This window comes from Vibrio sp. 10N.286.46.A8 (genome assembly GCF_041470165.1).
In the GTDB taxonomy this organism is placed as follows: Bacteria; Pseudomonadota; Gammaproteobacteria; order Enterobacterales; family Vibrionaceae; genus Vibrio; species Vibrio tasmaniensis_A.
Genome location: NZ_JBFRLX010000182.1, coordinates 1 through 17,448, shown reverse-complemented (window position 1 = coordinate 17,448; position 17,448 = coordinate 1). Strand labels below are relative to the sequence as shown.

Below are 17,448 nucleotides of genomic sequence, written 5' to 3'. Positions count from 1 at the left end.
GCCGCGATTAAAACGCTTTTACTCGAACAAAATTTAATCACGAAAGGTCAACACGCCCTAATAATTAAAAAATTTATATAGGTGAACAAATGGGTCACGCAGAAAGCAAATTCCAAGCAGCAAACATCGCAGTACTAACGGTTTCAGATACTCGTACAGAAGAAAATGACACGTCAGGTGGTTACCTAGCTGAGCATGCTAAAGAAGCGGGTCACAACGTGGTTGATAAGCAAATTGTTATCGATGACATGTACAAGATCCGTGCGATCGTATCTCAGTGGATTGCTGATGACAGCGTCCAAGCGATCATGATCACTGGTGGTACGGGTTTCACTTCTCGTGACAGCACCCCAGAAGCACTTAAGCCACTGTTCGACAAAGAAGTAGAAGGCTTTGGTGAGCTATTCCGCCAAGTGTCTTACGAAGAGATCGGTACTTCGACGATTCAATCGCGTGCAATCGCGGGTTTTGCTAACCACACGGTTATCTTTGCGATGCCAGGTTCTACAGGTGCGTGCCGTACAGGTTGGACTAAGATCATCAAGCAACAGATGGATGCTAGCCACCGTCCTTGTAACTTCATGCCACATCTTTCTGTATAAGGTGGTTTGAGCATGAGCCAATTTACCCATATTAACGCGTCTGGCGAAGCAAACATGGTCGATGTATCAGCTAAAGCAGAGACAGTACGTGAGGCGAGAGCGGAAGCTTTTGTTCAAATGTCAGCAGAAACGCTAGAGCTGATTGTTTCTGGCAGCCACCATAAAGGTGATGTTTTCGCAACGGCACGTATTGCTGGTATCCAAGCAGCGAAGAAGACGTGGGACTTGATTCCACTGTGTCACCCTTTGCTGCTAACTAAGGTAGAAGTACAACTTGAAGCGATCGAGTCTGAAAACAAGGTACGTATCGAGTCGGTATGTAAGCTTGCAGGTAAGACAGGCGTAGAGATGGAAGCGCTAACGGCTGCTTCTGTTGCTGCACTAACGATTTACGATATGTGTAAAGCTGTTCAGAAAGACATTGTTATCGAGAACGTACGCCTGTTAGAGAAGACAGGTGGTAAATCAGGACACTTTAAGGTGGAATCATGATTACGGTACTTTTCTTTGCACAAACTCGTGAACTTGTCGGTGTCGATAGCCTAGAAGTCGATGCGCAATACAATACTATTGAAGCGATTCGCAGCCACCTTGTAACACAAGAAGGCAAATGGGATATCGCATTGGAGGAGGGCAAGCTGCTGGCAGCACTCAACCAATCAATTGTACCTTTGACGACTGAAGTGAAAGACGGCGACGAAGTGGCTTTCTTCCCACCAGTTACTGGAGGTTAACCATGAATGACTCTCGAGTTATTGATCCAAGAGTATTAGTGACTGCTGAAGACTTTTCTGTGGGTGGCGAATACGATTATCTAGCTCAAGGTACGGCTGCGGGAGCGGTCGTGACGTTTGTTGGTAAAGTTCGCGACATGAACCTTGGCGACAACGTGATTGGTTTGTCTCTAGAGCATTATCCCGGAATGACAGAGAAGTCGCTGAGCGAGATCTGTGATCAAGCTGAAGCGCGCTGGCCTATTCAGAAGATGCGAGTGATTCACCGTGTTGGTGATCTAGATATCGGTGACCAGATTGTTTACGTTGGTGTATCCAGTGCGCACCGAGGGGCTGCCTTCGAAGCGTGTGAGTTTGTTATGGACTTCCTCAAAACCAAAGCGCCGTTTTGGAAAAAAGAACGTACCACTGAAACAACTCGCTGGGTTGATTCTCGCGATTCTGATACCAAAGCTGCAGAGCGCTGGGAAAAGTAAATTATCCACATAATGTTTCGTCCTTAACGTGATAACGCATTTCAGGTTAGGACTTAGGTAATAAAGCCGACGTTGAACGTCGGCTTTTTTGTGCGTGCTACAAAGTGATTTATAAATAAAAGGTTCTTTAATAAATGGTTAAGCAGTCAAGTTGCATATGAATTCAACGCGTGATTTAGTCTGTCTTGGTGCAGTGCTTTATGCTGTTTTGTATAAAGTGATAATCCTCACAAATAGTGCAGTCTATTTAGGGGATATGTGATGCGCAATTAGATTTCATGTGGCATTAATGTTAATTTGCCGACAGTGTTCTAGCATAAGATGCTAAATAAAAGTATCAATTCAGATACATCAACACTAAAGGCTGTTATTTAATAAATCCCTATGTGTAACTCACTATTCATTAGGGTTTTATTAGATATTTGCACTGATACCTTGAGTAATTCGGAGAATTATCCGATTTTTTGCGACTTGTTTATGGCAAATTACTTCAATGGTTGATAGTGTGTGCCTCAATCTTTGTAAGGTTTTAGATTTTTATGCTTAAATTTTGAGCTAAATAAATCTAAATCACTGCCGTTCAGTGAACTTAGCAAAGAAGTCATGGATGCAATACGTAAAACTTGGAGTTTATTAAATGTACAAGAATAAAATCACTCAGGCCCTTCTTCTAGGTGCTGGTTTGGCAGTGGCTGCCACTTCTACTCTTTCTATCGCTGCTGAAGTTCCAGCAGGCACAGAACTAGCAAAAGTTCAGGAACTTGTTCGCGGTAACGGTACTGAAGTTGCGACTATCGACCCACACAAATCTCAAGGTGTACCAGAATCTCACGTAATTCGTGATCTTCTAGAAGGTCTAGTGAACCAAGATGGCGAAGGTAATACAATCCCAGGTGTAGCCGAAAGCTGGGAAACGACGGACAACAAAACATTCACTTTCCACCTACGCAAAGATGCAAAATGGTCTAACGGCGATCCTGTAACAGCTGAAGATTTCGTATACAGCTGGAAACGTGCAGTTGATCCTGCCACTGCTTCTCCATACGCTTGGTACATGGAATATACCAAGATGGTGAATGCGAAAGACATCGTAGCGGGTAAGAAAGACAAGAGTGAGCTAGGCGTTAAAGCTGTAGATGCAAACACACTTGTTGTTGAATTAGAAACAGCGGTACCATACTTCGTAATGATGATGGGCCACACAACAGTGAAGCCAGTACACAAGGCAACTGTTGAAAAATTCGGTGACCAATGGACTAAGCCGGGTAACTTCGTAGGTAACGGCGCATTTTCTGTTGATAAGTGGGTTGTTAACGAACGTCTAGTTCTAAAGCGTAACGACCAATACTGGAACAACGATAAAACTGTTCTAAACAAAGTAACCTTCCTACCAATCGAAAACCAAGTTGCGGAAATGAACCGTTTCTTATCTGGTGAAATCGACTTCACAAATGAACTTCCAACTGAGCACTTCAAGCGTCTTAAGAAAGAGCACGCAGAAGACGTATCTGTAGCTGGTAACTTGTGTACTTACTACTACATCTTCAACACGAAGAAAGCTCCATTTGATGACGTTCGCGTACGTAAGGCTATCTCTTACGCAATTGACCGTGACATCGTGACTGGCGCTATCTTAGCGCAAGGTCAAAAACCAGCATATTTCCTGACGCCTGAAATCACGGCGGGCTTCGATCCTGAGCTTCCTCAGTACGGTACAATGTCTCAAAAAGAACGTAACGTAGAAGCGGCACGTCTTCTTGAAGAAGCGGGCTACGGCAAAGACAATCCACTAAACTTCAACCTACTGTACAACACTTCTGAAAACCACAAGAAGATTGCTGTAGCACTAGGTTCTATGTGGAAGAAAACACTGGGTCTTAAAGTTACACTTGAAAACCAAGAGTGGAAAACTTACCTATCTTCTAAAGATTCTGGTGACTTCGAAGTAGCTCGTGCTGGTTGGTGTGGTGACTACAATGAAGCGTCGTCATTCCTAACGCTAATGAAGAGTAACAACACTACCGGTGGTGTTCACTACGACAGCGCGGCTTACGATCAAATCATTGATAAAGCACTGAACTCGACTTCAGAAGAAGAGCGTAAAGCACTTTACCTTGAAGCTGAGGCGCTAATGGCTAACGATATGCCTATCGCACCTATCTACCAATACGTGAAATCACGTCTACTAAATCCGCACGTTGGTGGCTTCCCTACTAATAACGCGGAAGATAAGATCTTCTCGAAAGACTTATACATCAAGGCTCAATAAGCTTCGATTCTAAAAGTTAATATAACTATAACGATACAGACACTACATGCGTAATACGCGCATGTAGCGTCTTTCTAATTTTAATTGTCACAGACTGAAAGAGTGAGTTTATGCTTAAATTCATTATGAAAAGGATATTTGAAGCGATTCCAACGATGTTGGTGTTGATCACTATATCTTTCTTTCTCATGCGTTTCGCACCGGGTAACCCGTTTTCAAGCGAGCGTCCATTACCGCCAGAAGTTATGGCTAACATCGAAGCTAAATACGGCTTAGATAAACCAGTATTTGAACAGTACACCACGTACTTAACCAACATCCTTCAGGGTGATTTTGGTCCATCTTTCAAATATCAAGATTACACAGTAAATGAGCTGATTGCTGTAGCACTTCCAGTATCTGCGAAGGTAGGCTTCGTTGCCTTTATCTTTACGCTAATTATGGGGGTCACCGTCGGTACTATAGCCGCGTTGAAGCACAATACCTGGGTCGACTACACCATAATGTCGACTGCCATGCTCGGGGTGGTGATGCCATCCTTCGTGTTGGCACCAGCGCTTATTTACCTTTTCTCCCTGCACTGGAATATATTCCCCGCAGGTGGTTGGCATGGCGGCACCTTCGCGTACATCGTGCTACCTGTCATTGCGATGTCTCTTCTATATGTAGCTACCTTTGCTCGTATCACTCGCGGTAGCATGATTGAAACTCTAAACAGTAACTTTATCCGTACTGCTCGTGCTAAAGGTCTAAGTTACCGTTATATCGTTCTTAAACATGCGCTTAAGCCAGCAATGCTACCTGTTGTTTCATATATGGGGCCTGCTTTCGTAGGTATCATCACAGGTTCAGTTGTTGTTGAAACCATCTTCGGCCTACCGGGTATCGGTAAGCTGTTTGTTAACGCCGCGTTTAACCGTGACTACTCGTTAGTAATGGGTGTAACCATTTTGATTGGTTTCCTATTCATCTTGTTCAACGCTATCGTTGATATTTTACTAGCGCTTATTGACCCGAAAATTCGCTACTAACAGGGACGCATGGTTATGTTGAAGAAAAAAGAAAACTTAGAAGCGATCGAAAAATTCTCTGAGAATTTGGAAATTGAAGGTCGTAGTTTGTGGCAGGATGCGCGTATTCGTTTTATGCGCAACAAAGCGGCAATGATCAGTCTGTTCATTCTAATTATCATGGTGCTATCGGTAATCTTCTTACCTATGTTGGCGCAGCATGCTTACGATGATACCGATTGGTACGCAATGCACGTTGGTCCAAATGCGGATCATTGGTTTGGTACTGACAGTTTAGGTCGTGACTTATACGTTCGTACGATGATCGGCGGCCGTATTTCTCTTATGGTTGGTGTGATGGGCGCATTTGTAGCGGTACTGATTGGTACGCTTTACGGTGCAGCTTCAGGTTTCATTGGCGGTCGTACTGACCGAGTGATGATGCGTATCCTAGAGATCTTGTATGCAGTACCATTCATGTTCCTTGTGATCGTACTGGTAACATTCTTTGGTCGTAATATTGTACTTATCTTTGTTGCTATCGGTGCTATTGCTTGGCTCGATATGGCACGAATCGTACGTGGTCAAACGTTGAGTCTACGTAGCAAAGAATTCATCGAGGCTGCTCACGTATGTGGTGTAAGTAAATGGAAGATCATTACACGTCATATCGTACCGAACGTATTGGGTATTGTTGCGGTTTACTCGACGCTACTTATTCCGAGCATGATCCTTACTGAATCATTCTTATCTTTCCTTGGTCTTGGTGTTCAAGAACCTATGACAAGTTGGGGCGCGCTATTACAAGAAGGCTCGCAAACAATGGAAGTTGCTATTTGGCAACTAGCATTCCCAGCGGCATTCATGGTAGTTACGCTGTTCTGCTTTAACTACGTAGGTGATGGTCTGCGCGACGCGCTTGATCCAAAAGACAGATAAAGAAATAGCAAATAAAAATACAAAAGCTATAAAAGATTGAAGGAAGCAATGATGAGCTTATTAGATGTCAAAGATCTGCGCGTCGAATTTACCACGCAAGATGGTATCGTAACCGCAGTAAACGACTTGAACTTCTCACTTAACCAAGGCGAAACGCTGGGTATTGTTGGTGAGTCGGGTTCAGGTAAATCACAAACGGTATTTGCACTGATGGGGCTGCTGGCTAAGAACGGCATCATCTCAGGTAGCGCAAAGTTTGAAGGCAATGAAATTCTTAACCTGCCTGAAAAAGAGCTGAACAAAGTACGTGCTGAACAGATCGCGATGATCTTCCAAGATCCAATGACGTCACTGAATCCTTACATGAAAGTATGTGACCAGCTGATGGAAGTACTGATGCTGCATAAAGGCATGGGTAAAGCAGAAGCGTTCGAAGAATCAGTGCGTATGCTGGAAGCGGTTAAAATCCCTGAAGCACGCAAGCGCATCACTATGTACCCGCACGAGTTTTCGGGCGGTATGCGTCAGCGTGTGATGATCGCAATGGCACTGCTGTGTCGCCCTAAATTGCTTATCGCTGATGAACCAACAACGGCACTGGATGTAACCATTCAAGCGCAAATTATGGAATTGCTGAACGAACTTAAAGATGAGTTCAATACGGCAATCATCATGATCACTCATGATTTGGGTGTTGTTGCTGGCTCATGTGACAAAGTACTTGTGATGTACGCAGGTCGTACAATGGAATATGGCACGGTTGATGAAATCTTCTACGAGCCAAGCCACCCTTATGCGGAAGGCCTGCTTAAAGCAATTCCTCGTTTGGATACCGAAGGTGAAATTCTACCGACGATTCCAGGTAACCCACCTAACTTACTTCGCCTACCAACAGGTTGTCCTTACCAAGACCGTTGTCACCGTGTAATGGACCGTTGTAAGCAAGAAGCACCGATTCTACAGCCATTTGCTAAAGACCGTCAGCGTGCTTGTTTTTCAGACTGGGAGACTTGGACAAAATGAGTAAAGAATTACTATTAGATATTAAAGACCTAAAAGTTCATTTTAGCATTGCGGCTAAGTCTGCTTGGCCTTGGGCGAAACCATCAAACCTTAAAGCAGTTGATGGTGTTGATGTTCATCTTTACGAAGGCGAAACGCTAGGTGTGGTTGGTGAGTCTGGTTGTGGTAAGTCGACTTTTGCACGCGCAATTATCGGTTTGGTTGAAGCGACTGAAGGTCAAGTGATGTGGTTAGGTCAGGACCTGACTAAGATGCAAGAAGTGAAACGTCGTGAGACTCGTAAAGAGATTCAGATGATCTTCCAAGATCCGCTAGCATCACTCAACCCGCGTATGTCAGTCGGCGACATCATTGCTGAGCCTCTAGAGACTTTTTATCCTGAGCTTTCTAAACAGGAAGTGAAAGATCGAGTTAAAGAGATGATGGCAAAGGTTGGTCTACTACCCAACGTAATCAACCGTTACCCACATGAATTCTCTGGTGGTCAGTGTCAACGTATCGGTATCGCACGTGCACTTATCTTGAAACCTAAGATGATCATCTGTGATGAGCCGGTTTCTGCTCTGGATGTCTCTATCCAAGCTCAAGTAGTAAACCTTCTTATGGAACTACAGAAAGAGTTAGGTTTGTCTTTGGTATTCATCGCGCACGATTTGTCGGTTGTTAAACACATTTCTGACCGTGTATTGGTGATGTACTTAGGTAATGCTGTTGAACTAGGTGAATCAGATGCCTTGTTCTCAGATCCTAAACACCCATATACCAAAGCATTGATGTCTGCAGTTCCGATTCCAGACCCTCGTTTAGAGCGCAGCAAAACGATTCAGATGCTGGAGGGTGATCTCCCATCACCAATTAATCCACCATCGGGTTGTGTGTTCCGTACTCGTTGCCCTGAAGCAACCGAGGCGTGTGCGCAAACTAAGCCAACTATTCAAGGCGATGACGTTCACGCAGTATCTTGCTTGCACGTACAAGTCTAGAGCCTATTTAAAACGGTTCAGCCTGTGACAGGCTTAAGCGCAACTTTTTATAGGTTGCGCTTTTTTTATGCTTACGTATTCGAGGATCTTTACCTTCATCAAATTATTTGAACAACTAAGCCAACTTCTTCTAGTTTTGAAAAAGTTGGCTTTTTTTATACTAATACCAATCGTAGTAAATAACTGCTCATCCTAGCTTGTTAAAACGCTCGATAACTTCGTTAGAAATTTTGATTGTAAAATAACTACTTATCAAAAATTGCAGCCTTGTTCTCAAGCCTTTTTCCGGCGCTATTTATGATCATTTACTTACTGTGATTGGTATTACAGCTATAGTTCCCACTATATCCCTTTATCATCCCTCACTTTAGGTCTTCTATGCGCATACGTAGCTCCTTTACTCAGTCGATAGTGCTCTTCTTAACCCTATTGGTTGCTAGCCAAATCTTTTCTTATTACGCGGTGTTCAATTATGCATTGATGCCGAGTTTGCAGCAGTTTAATAAGATTTTGGCTCACGAACTAAACCTAGTATTGGACCAAGGCAGTGATATCGAGATTGATGCACCACTGCGTCAGCGTGTACTTGAGCAGCTCGGGGTTACGGTTCATGCCAAGGACAGTGAAGCGTCGGGCGAGTACTACCATGCGGTCGCGATAGACCTGATGAGTGAGGAGATGACCAAAGAGCTCGGTTCTGAAACCGAAGTGCGATTGGTTTTGGGCAAAGAAAGTTACGTGTTGTGGATGGACATTGCGCAGTTGCCTAACTCCTTGATTCGTATTCCCCTGTCTGAGCTGCAAGAAGAAGACTTTGCGCCTCTATTTCGTAACAGTCTGATCATGGCGTTGTTGATTGTTGCTGGTGGGTGGCTGTTTATCCGCTTGCAAAATCGGCCGTTGATAGCCCTAGAGAAAGCCGCGCAAGGTGTTGGGCGTGGTGATATTCCACCGCCACTTCCAGTGCAAGGTGCACAAGAGATTCGCTCGGTAACTCGAGCCTTTAATCAGATGTCGAAAGGCATTCAAGAACTCGAAGAAGATAGAGCCCTACTAATGGCGGGTATCAGCCATGATCTGCGTACACCACTCACGCGTATTCGCTTGGCGACTGAGATGATGTCGCCAGAAGACAGTTATCTAGCGGAAGGGATCATCAGTGATACTGAAGAGTGCAATGAGATCATCAGTCAGTTTATGGATTACCTAAAGCCTGTTGATCGAGACTCATTCCAGGCGGTATTTGTTGATGATATTGCGCGCGAGGTCTCTAGCTCTGAAGGTGGCTATGAGGTTCAGATTGAAACCGATATTCCAGAAACCATGAAACCTGCGTTGGGTAACCCGATCGCGATGAAGCGTGCAGTGAGTAACTTGGTGGTGAACGCGCTACGCTACGGTAATGGTTGGGTCAAAGTATCGACTGGCATGACGGCAGATAACAAACTGGCTTGGGTAACGGTAGAAGATAACGGTCCGGGTATTCCACAAGACCAGATCGGGAAGTTGTTTGAACCGTTCACGCGTGGTGACACGGCTCGTGGTAGTGAAGGGACAGGTTTAGGTTTAGCGATCGTGAAACGTATTGTTAGTCAGCATCAAGGTGCGGTGGTGGTGAATAACCGCAGTGAGGGTGGCTTGAAGGCGCAGATCAGTTTCCCTGTGAAACCTTAGGCTATACGCACGAAAAAGGCTTCCTTGTAGAAGCCTTTTTACGTTTTAAGCAAGATATGAGGGCGAATTACGCCTTAGAATACACATCGCGCTCACCCAGCCAGCGGTTGATGATCGCCTTGGCGTTGTCTGGGTAGCTATCGTGAATATGACGCGCGATACGCTGCACTTCAGGTATCAAACGTTGGTCACGGACTAAGTCGGCAATCTTAAAATCAGCCAAGCCTGTTTGCTTAGTGCCAAGCAGTTCACCGGGGCCACGGATCTCTAAGTCACGCTGAGCTATCACAAAGCCATCGTTACTTTCACGTAGTACTCCTAAGCGTTTCTGAGCGGTTTTAGAGAGTGGGGAGTGATACAGCAGTACACAATGGCTCGCGACTGAACCACGGCCAACACGGCCACGCAGTTGGTGGAGTTGCGCTAGACCAAGACGCTCAGGATTCTCGATGATCATTAAGCTTGAATTCGGTACATCTACACCTACTTCAATCACGGTTGTAGCAACTAACAGGTGCAGTTTGTTCTCTTTGAATTCCTGCATCACCGCTTGTTTCTCTGCGGGTTTCATTCGGCCATGAACCAAACCAATCTTTACGTCGGGCAGTTTGCGTTGCAGCTCTTCTGCCGTATCCGCTGCAGCTTGAGCTTCCAGTACTTCCGATTCATCAATCAACGTACACACCCAGTAAGCTTGTTTGCCTTCATTGAGACACGCATTTTTCACACGTTCAACAATGTCATCGCGTTTAGTATCAGGAATCGCGACGGTTTGAATTGGGGTTCGCCCCGGTGGTAACTCATCAATAATCGAGGTTTCGAGGTCGGCATAGGCCGTCATCGCCAGCGTTCGTGGAATTGGTGTTGCCGTCATCACCAGTTGGTGAGGGTAATAACCTTGCTTGGCGCCTTTTTCACGCAGCTCTAATCGCTGGTGGACGCCAAATCGGTGCTGCTCATCAATGATCACTAAACCAAGGTTGTTGAACTCGACATGCTCTTGAAATAGCGCATGAGTACCGACCACCATTTGCGCTTCGCCGCTGGCAATACGTGTTAGTTCAGTTTCACGAGCTTTGCCTTTGAGCTTACCTGCTAGCCATCCAACTTGAATACCCATTGCCTCAAACCAGTTGGCAAAGTTAATCGCGTGTTGTTCTGCGAGTAGTTCAGTGGGTGCCATAAGTGCTACTTGCTGACCGTGTTCGAGTGCGCGAACGGCTGCTAGTGCAGCGACTAAGGTTTTACCAGAGCCCACATCACCTTGCACTAAACGCATCATAGGGTGCGGCTTTTCCAAGTCAGCTTCGATCTCTTTGGTCACTCGTGCTTGGGCATTGGTTGGTGAAAACGGCAGCTGAGCCAGTAGCTTATCTTTAAGAGTGTTTACTGGAGGAAAAGGCATTGCCTTGTCTTGCTGCCCTTTGCTACGAACAGACAACATAGACAGGTTTTGAGCCAGCAACTCTTCCATAATCAGACGCAGTTGCGCAGGGTGCTTGCCTTCATCAAACAGCTCTAGGTCAATGCCCGGGGGCGGCCTGTGAATGGTATGCAGTGCTTGTGCGAGGGTAATTTGGTGGTCGTATAGACCAGACGGTAGCAGCTCATTGACGGCTGCTTTATCGATTAACTCTAGAGCTTGGTCTGTGAGGTTACGTAGCGTGACTTGTCTTAGCCCTTCAGTGGTTGGATACACCGGAGTCAGGTTGGCTTCAACGTCTGGTTGTTGCCTAGGAGCAAAGAATTTGTAATCCGGATGGACAATCTCAAGCCCCATATTGCCGCGCTTGATCTCACCATAAGCATGCACTTGTTTGCCTTCGGCAAAGTTATTCTTCATTCCTGCAGTAAAGTTGAAAAAGCGCAGAGTAATCGTGCCGTTACCGTCGCTGATCTTTACTGCGAGCATCTTACGTTTACCGAAAATGGTATCAACATGCATCACCTTGCCTTGCACAGCAGCCCACAGCCCGGCATGCAGCTTTACGATGGGATAGATACGAGTTCTATCTTCATAGCGCAAAGGCAGATGAAATAACAGGTCTTGTACATTGTTAAGCCCAACCTTTTCCAGTTTCTCTGCGACTTTTGCGCCGACTCCAGATAAAGAGTTGAGAGGGATAGCAGATAAAAGCTGTGACATAACAAGGCTCATAAACGTAAGAGAGATAATCTATTCAAGCATTTTACTGGATTTTTGTACAGGCATGAATAGCATGAAGCTAGGGGAACTCTAGAATCGCAGCCACAAAAAAATCCCCTTAAGCGACAAAACATTAAGGGGATTTCAATTCTTAGCAAAGTTGCCAATAAATTCGAACGTTAGTTCTTACGACGTCTTACTTTGAGCGCGTGTGGCATCACACGTAGCTTCTTCATAATGCTCGCTAAATGAACACGATCTTTCGTGGTCAACAAGATAGTCACTGTGTACAAGCGTCCGTCACGTTCTTCGGTTGAAATACCGTGAATGTTCGAGCCGGTTTTCGAGATAACGTTAGTTAGCTCAGCCAGCGCACCTTGATGGTTCTGTAATTCGACCTGAAGTTCAGCAGTGAACTCTTGGTTGTAATCGTCAGACCATTCAACCGCCATGTATTTATCCGGTTCTTTCTGGTAACCACGAACGTTTGGACACGTTTCACGGTGCACCACAAGACCACGACCTGGAGATACATGAGCAATAATGTGATCATCTGGAATCGGGTGACAACAGTTGGCGAACGTCAGTAATAGGCCTTCAGCACCACGGATAGGTAATTTCTTCCTAGGCGTATCGCTGTTGTTTGCCACTTCAGTCAGTTCGTCAGCATCGCCCAATAAACGACGAGCAATAACGATACTCATCAGCTCACCAAGACCAATCGATGCTAGCAAGTCTTCAATGTTATCGAGACGTAGATCAGACAATACATGTTCGATATTCTCTTGACCGACATCGGCAATAGAGTGTTCACCAAGTGCATGGTTCAGTAGGCGACGGCCAAGGGTAATCGACTCTTCACGACGCATCGTTTTCAGGACCTGACGGATCTTCGTACGCGCACGTGAGGTCACTACGTAGTTGAGCCATGCTGCATTCGGACGTGCGCCCGGAGCACTGATGATCTCAATAGTTTGGCCATTCTTCAGCGATTTGCTGAGTGGGTAAGGGTTCATGTCTACACGAGCACCGACACACATGTTGCCGACGTCGGTATGTACCGCGTAAGCAAAATCGACTGCTGTTGCGCCTGCTGGAAGTTCGACAATACGACCTTTCGGCGTGAATACGAAGATCTCATCTGGGAACAGATCAGATTTAACATTTTCAATGAATTCGAATGAGTTACCTGCGCTTTGTTGCAGCTCAAGTAAGCTCTGCATCCAACGTTGTGCTTTAACCTGTGCGGTTGTCCCGTTGCTACTGCGTGAGCCATTGCCTTTGTAAGACCAGTGCGCCGCGACACCTTTATCTGCCATCTGCTCCATATCTTCAGTACGGATCTGGACCTCAACTGGCACCCCGTGAGGGCCGATCATTGACGTGTGCAGAGATTGGTAGCCGTTGGCTTTCGGTACCGCAATATAGTCTTTCATGCGGCCAGGACGAGGCTTGTACAGGCTGTGGGCCTGACCAAGTACGCGATAGCAAGTATCTGGTGTATCAACCACCACGCGGAAAGCGTAGATGTCCATAATGGTGTGGAAGCGCTGTTCTTTGGTTTTCATCTTGTTATAGATGGAGAACAGGTTCTTTTCACGACCAAGTACGCGAGCAGGCAAACCGACTTCTTCAAGGCGGCCTTCGATTTCGCTATGGATACGTTGAATCATCTCCTTACGGTTACCACGCGCAGCTTTCACTACGTTTTTCAGGACGCGATAACGGTTAGGATAAAGGGCTTCGAAGCCCAGCTCTTCTAGTTCTGTCTTGATGTTATGAATACCAAGACGATGAGCTAGCGGAGAATAAATCTCTAGGGTTTCACGAGCAATACGACGCTTCTTATCAGGACGAAGTGCCCCAAGCGTACGCATGTTGTGAGTACGGTCAGCTAATTTGATCAAGATAACGCGGATGTCTTGCACCATGGCGAGAACCATCTTACGGAAGTTCTCTGCTTGCGCTTCTTTGCGATCACGAAATTTAAGCTTATCCAGCTTAGATACACCATCAACCAGTTCAGCAACGGTATTGCCGAATTGAGCTTCTAGCTCCTCTTTTGTAACTTCAGTATCTTCAATTACATCGTGGAGTAAGGCTGCTTGCAGAGTTTCGATATCCAGACGCATTTCTGCCAGGATTCTTGAAACAGCTACAGGGTGGATAATGTATGGTTCACCCGTTGAACGGGTTTGCCCTTCATGGGCGTCTCTCGCTACCACATAAGATTGACGCAGAGCCTCAACTTGAGGCTCTGTTAGGTATTCTTGGGCAACGTCTTTGAGGCTATCGAATAGATACAAATTAAAGGCCCGGAAGGTTAATTAGTTCGAATGACGTTGATTCTATCAGCGAGTGTGAGCGATGCTGCTTACTGCTGCAAGCTCAGCCGCTTCTTGCTCTTGTTGCTCTTGACGCTCACGAGCATCTAGTACGTCTTTAGTGATAAGACCTTCTTCGATTTCGCGAAGAGCGATAACCGTTGGCTTATCGTTTTCTTCAGGCACTAGTGAATCTTTGCCGCCAGTTTGCATTTGACGTGCGCGGCGAGCCGCAATAAGAACTAGGTCGAAACGGTTGCCAACTTTTTCAACAGCGTCTTGAACAGTTACGCGTGCCATGAGGACTCCAAATAGTAATTAACTAATAAATTTTTGATGACGAGAAAGTATACAAGTTTAACTAGAGACTTTCTAGTTCACCGTATACTTATCTCAATGGAAAATCTAGGGGATCTAGATTATTCCGCTAATAAAGCAGTAAGCATGCCGCTGTATTTCGCTGCTTGCTTATCTTCTTTTAAGCGCTCCGCACGAATGATAGCTCTGAAGTCCATTAGGGCTGCATCAAAGTCATCATTCACGATCACATAATCATATTCTGCATAGTGAGAAATTTCTGATTTTGCTTCGCTCATGCGTTTCGCAATAACTTCGTCGCTGTCTTGACCGCGAACATTCAAACGACGCTCTAGCTCACCATTTGATGGTGGAAGAATGAAGACACTCTTCGCTTGAGGCATTTGTTCACGGATCTGACGAGCACCTTGCCAGTCGATATCTAGGAATACATCGATACCGCGGTCTAGGTTTTCTTCAATCCAAACGCGTGAAGTACCGTAGTAGTTGCCGAAAACTTCAGCGTACTCTAGGAATTCACCTTTATTAATAAGGTCTTCAAAATGATGCTTCTCTACGAAGTGGTAGTGAACACCATTTTCTTCACCAGGGCGCATACCGCGAGTGGTGTGTGAAACAGATACCTTCATTGCGTAGGTTGGATTGGTTTCTAGCATTGCTGAGATCAAGCTCGACTTACCTGCGCCACTAGGTGCAGATACGATGTAAAGAGTACCTTTGCCCATCTGTATATTTCCACTGTTGGTTGGATTGAGTGAGGGCGATAAACCGACACTATAAAAGATAGCACTGACTCTAATTTTTGTTCCGATGGTTGCATCTAAAAAGGGATAACAAGTAAAACTAATAGAGACAACTGGTGAAAATTAGGTCAGAAAAATGGAGGCGAAGAGTAGCATATTTAGATGATTGAGAACAACTGGCTTGATCGTTATTTATTCTCAAATGATCCTTCGTCTGATCTTCCTATAAATGTAATGACCGATCATGTTCAGTTTTTTATGTGATCTGAACAAAATTTGTTGAAGTTTTAATCTCAATCCTTACAATCCGCGCAAACGATTAAATGCTGTATATGTTTGATGAAATGGATCAAATGTTTCTACTACCGAGCCTACCTTGGTGACTACAGTTTTTAGTGTAGAGATCCCTCTATTCTCACAGCATTTGAATCTCAAATTTCTTAATTTAATACATAGGTTTTGTTGTGAATACCGACTCCACCCTGAAAGCCCAGAAGACATCTGGCTCACTTGACACCATGTTCAAACTCTCAGAGAGAAAGACCACGATCAGCACTGAGCTATACGCAGGTTTTATTACCTTCTTAGCGATGAGTTATATCTTGGCAGTTAACCCAGCAATTTTGGGTGGCATTCCGGGAATGGACAAAGGTGCAGTCTTTACGGCGACCGCTCTTTCTGCTGCTATTGCAACGCTTATCATGGGCATTTGGGGTAACTATCCAGTCATGCTAGCACCTGGCATGAGCATGAATGGCTTCTTCAAAGGTTTATTGTTAAGTGGTTCAGTGGCGGTACTTTGGAATGAAGCATTATTTGGCATCTTCCTATCGGGTATTCTTTATCTTGCCTTCTCATTGACTAATATCCGTAAGTCGATGATTGAATCGATTCCTGAAGATTTGAAGCTGGCGATTACTGTGTCTCTCGGCTTGTTCATTGCCTTCTTAGGCCTTAAGAATGCGGGTATCATCGTTTCTAACCCGTTCGTACTGGTTGGTTTAGGTGACATTTCCGATCCAAAAGTGATCATCGCTTATGTGAGCATCTTCATCGCATTGGGCTGTATGGTTCGTGATATTAAGTTGGCCACGTTTATCTCGTTTGTTTCAGCTATCGTACTGACCATTCTTGCTGATGTATTCATGGGCACATCAAACGCCCCAATCCCTGACCAATTCGTTTCAATGCCACCAAGTATGGCAGGCAGCTTTGGCGCTATCTTTGACTTCTCAGCTTTTACGCCTGAGAAAATGTTCGATTTGTTGTTCATCGTACTTATCTTCTTGATTGTCGATTTCTTCGATGGATTGAGCACGATTGTGGGTGTTGGCCGTGATGCCGGTATCATCGACAAAGACGGTAAAGTGCCGAATGCAAAATCGGCGCTAGTGGCTGATGCGGGCGGTACTGTGATTGGTTCAATTCTAGGTACCACATCGATTACTGCTTTCTCTGAATCGGGTATTGCCTCTTCTCAAGGTGCGAAAACAGGTTTAGCGGCAGTCATGGTGGCTGGCCTATTCCTAGTATCTCTATTCCTATACCCAATCTTCTCTATCTTCTCAGCGGCAATGGTCGCGCCTGCGATGGTTGTGGTAGGCATCTACATGGTGGGTCGTCTTGGTCAGATTAACTGGGAAAAGAAAGAGTCACGCATTGCAGCTTTCTTCACCATCATGTTCACAGTGCTAAGCTTCTCACCAGCGAACGGTATGGCGATGGGTTTCATCAGCTACGCATTCACAATGGTTGTTGCAGGTAAGCGCAAAGAAGTGCACCCATTGATCTACGGGCTGTGTGTGGTGTTCTTAACTTATCTGATTCTGTTGTAGGTTAGTTAGCCACTAGAAAGTGGCTAAGTAAAAAAACAAGTCGATGGCTCTGCAGTGAATGTGGGGCCATTTTTGTATTCGTCGCTTCTCTAGAGCGCATGCTAATGTAGAGACTGGATTAATTATTTTTTTAAGAGTGACTATGCCTTCTCACTTACCTAAATCTTTTAGTAAGCCGTTTTTAAAAGTATTTCACATTATGGAAGCGGTATTACTGGTAGCGATCACGCTCGCGACCTTGTTTGCGATGGTCGAAGAGTTCATGCATGTTTTTGCTGAACGTCGAGTGCAATTGACCGATATTCTACTGATGTTCATCTATTTAGAAGTGTTGGCGATGGTTCAGCAGTTTGTGATGAACGGTAAGATCCC

At 45.2% G+C, this 17,448-nt stretch carries 16 protein-coding genes and 1 riboswitch; of the genes, 12 read left to right on the top strand and 4 right to left on the bottom strand.

Going from position 1 to position 17,448, the window contains the following annotated elements; genetic code table 11:
* Positions 1–89 precede the first annotated feature (89 nt).
* The 10 genes from moaB to envZ all read left to right on the top strand — a co-directional run bounded on the left by moaB (position 90) and on the right by envZ (position 9,710).
* Positions 90–602, top strand: a complete 513-nt coding sequence (gene moaB, locus AB4232_RS17250) for a molybdenum cofactor biosynthesis protein B (RefSeq protein ID WP_010437177.1) — start codon at positions 90–92, stop codon at positions 600–602.
* 12 nt (positions 603–614) lie between these two features.
* Positions 615–1,094 (top strand): cyclic pyranopterin monophosphate synthase MoaC, encoded by a 480-nt coding sequence (gene moaC, locus AB4232_RS17245; RefSeq protein WP_004734026.1) that lies wholly within the window; start codon positions 615–617, stop codon positions 1,092–1,094.
* Positions 1,091–1,336: a molybdopterin synthase sulfur carrier subunit gene (gene moaD / locus AB4232_RS17240; RefSeq protein ID WP_017085813.1), complete on the top strand. Its 246-nt coding sequence runs from the start codon at positions 1,091–1,093 to the stop codon at positions 1,334–1,336. The genes moaC and moaD overlap by 4 nt, the downstream gene beginning before the upstream one ends.
* A 2-nt stretch (positions 1,337–1,338) precedes the next feature.
* Positions 1,339–1,812, top strand: coding sequence for a molybdopterin synthase catalytic subunit MoaE (moaE, locus tag AB4232_RS17235; RefSeq protein WP_372087621.1), 474 nt, complete (start codon positions 1,339–1,341; stop codon positions 1,810–1,812).
* Positions 1,813–2,449: 637 nt separating this feature from the next.
* The gene (locus AB4232_RS17230) at positions 2,450–4,081 is read left to right on the top strand and encodes an ABC transporter substrate-binding protein (RefSeq protein WP_009848638.1); all 1,632 of its coding nucleotides are present in this window, start codon (positions 2,450–2,452) and stop codon (positions 4,079–4,081) included.
* 110 nt (positions 4,082–4,191) lie between these two features.
* Entirely contained in the window at positions 4,192–5,112 is a 921-nt protein-coding gene (gene oppB, locus AB4232_RS17225; protein ID WP_012603542.1) for an oligopeptide ABC transporter permease OppB, read from the top strand.
* A gap of 15 nt (positions 5,113–5,127) precedes the next feature.
* A complete protein-coding gene (oppC, locus tag AB4232_RS17220; protein ID WP_009848636.1) occupies positions 5,128–6,030 on the top strand; it encodes an oligopeptide ABC transporter permease OppC in 903 nt (300 codons plus the stop codon).
* A gap of 51 nt (positions 6,031–6,081) precedes the next feature.
* Positions 6,082–7,053 carry an ABC transporter ATP-binding protein gene (locus AB4232_RS17215; protein WP_009848635.1) on the top strand — a complete coding sequence of 324 codons (972 nt, stop codon included), beginning with the start codon at positions 6,082–6,084 and terminating at the stop codon, positions 7,051–7,053.
* On the top strand, positions 7,050–8,036 hold the full coding sequence (gene oppF / locus AB4232_RS17210; RefSeq protein WP_372087620.1) for a murein tripeptide/oligopeptide ABC transporter ATP binding protein OppF: 987 nt from the start codon (positions 7,050–7,052) through the stop codon (positions 8,034–8,036). Before AB4232_RS17215 ends, oppF begins: the two co-directional genes overlap by 4 nt.
* A 378-nt stretch (positions 8,037–8,414) precedes the next feature.
* Positions 8,415–9,710, top strand: coding sequence for a two-component system sensor histidine kinase EnvZ (envZ, locus tag AB4232_RS17205; protein WP_012603020.1), 1,296 nt, complete (start codon positions 8,415–8,417; stop codon positions 9,708–9,710).
* A 67-nt stretch (positions 9,711–9,777) separates the two neighbouring features.
* On the opposite strand, the gene recG is transcribed toward envZ, so the two are convergent.
* The 4 genes from recG to gmk all read right to left on the bottom strand — a co-directional run bounded on the left by recG (position 9,778) and on the right by gmk (position 15,223).
* Positions 9,778–11,856 carry an ATP-dependent DNA helicase RecG gene (gene recG / locus AB4232_RS17200; protein WP_009848005.1) on the bottom strand — a complete coding sequence of 693 codons (2,079 nt, stop codon included), beginning with the start codon at positions 11,854–11,856 and terminating at the stop codon, positions 9,778–9,780.
* Positions 11,857–12,035: 179 nt separating this feature from the next.
* Positions 12,036–14,162, bottom strand: coding sequence for a bifunctional GTP diphosphokinase/guanosine-3',5'-bis pyrophosphate 3'-pyrophosphohydrolase (gene spoT / locus AB4232_RS17195; RefSeq protein ID WP_012603022.1), 2,127 nt, complete (start codon positions 14,160–14,162; stop codon positions 12,036–12,038).
* A 45-nt stretch (positions 14,163–14,207) separates the two neighbouring features.
* Positions 14,208–14,480: a DNA-directed RNA polymerase subunit omega gene (gene rpoZ, locus AB4232_RS17190; RefSeq protein WP_009848003.1), complete on the bottom strand. Its 273-nt coding sequence runs from the start codon at positions 14,478–14,480 to the stop codon at positions 14,208–14,210.
* A gap of 119 nt (positions 14,481–14,599) precedes the next feature.
* On the bottom strand, positions 14,600–15,223 hold the full coding sequence (gmk, locus tag AB4232_RS17185) for a guanylate kinase (RefSeq protein ID WP_009848002.1): 624 nt from the start codon (positions 15,221–15,223) through the stop codon (positions 14,600–14,602).
* Between the two features lie 324 nt (positions 15,224–15,547).
* Positions 15,548–15,647, top strand: a riboswitch (purine riboswitch).
* A 58-nt stretch (positions 15,648–15,705) separates the two neighbouring features.
* On the opposite strand from gmk, the gene AB4232_RS17180 reads away from it, so the two are divergent.
* Both AB4232_RS17180 and AB4232_RS17175 read left to right on the top strand, forming a co-directional pair.
* On the top strand, positions 15,706–17,076 hold the full coding sequence (locus AB4232_RS17180) for an NCS2 family permease (RefSeq protein WP_009848001.1): 1,371 nt from the start codon (positions 15,706–15,708) through the stop codon (positions 17,074–17,076).
* 142 nt (positions 17,077–17,218) lie between these two features.
* Positions 17,219–17,448: phosphate-starvation-inducible PsiE family protein (locus tag AB4232_RS17175; RefSeq protein WP_240800353.1), on the top strand; the 230-nt coding region annotated here is incomplete at its 3' end.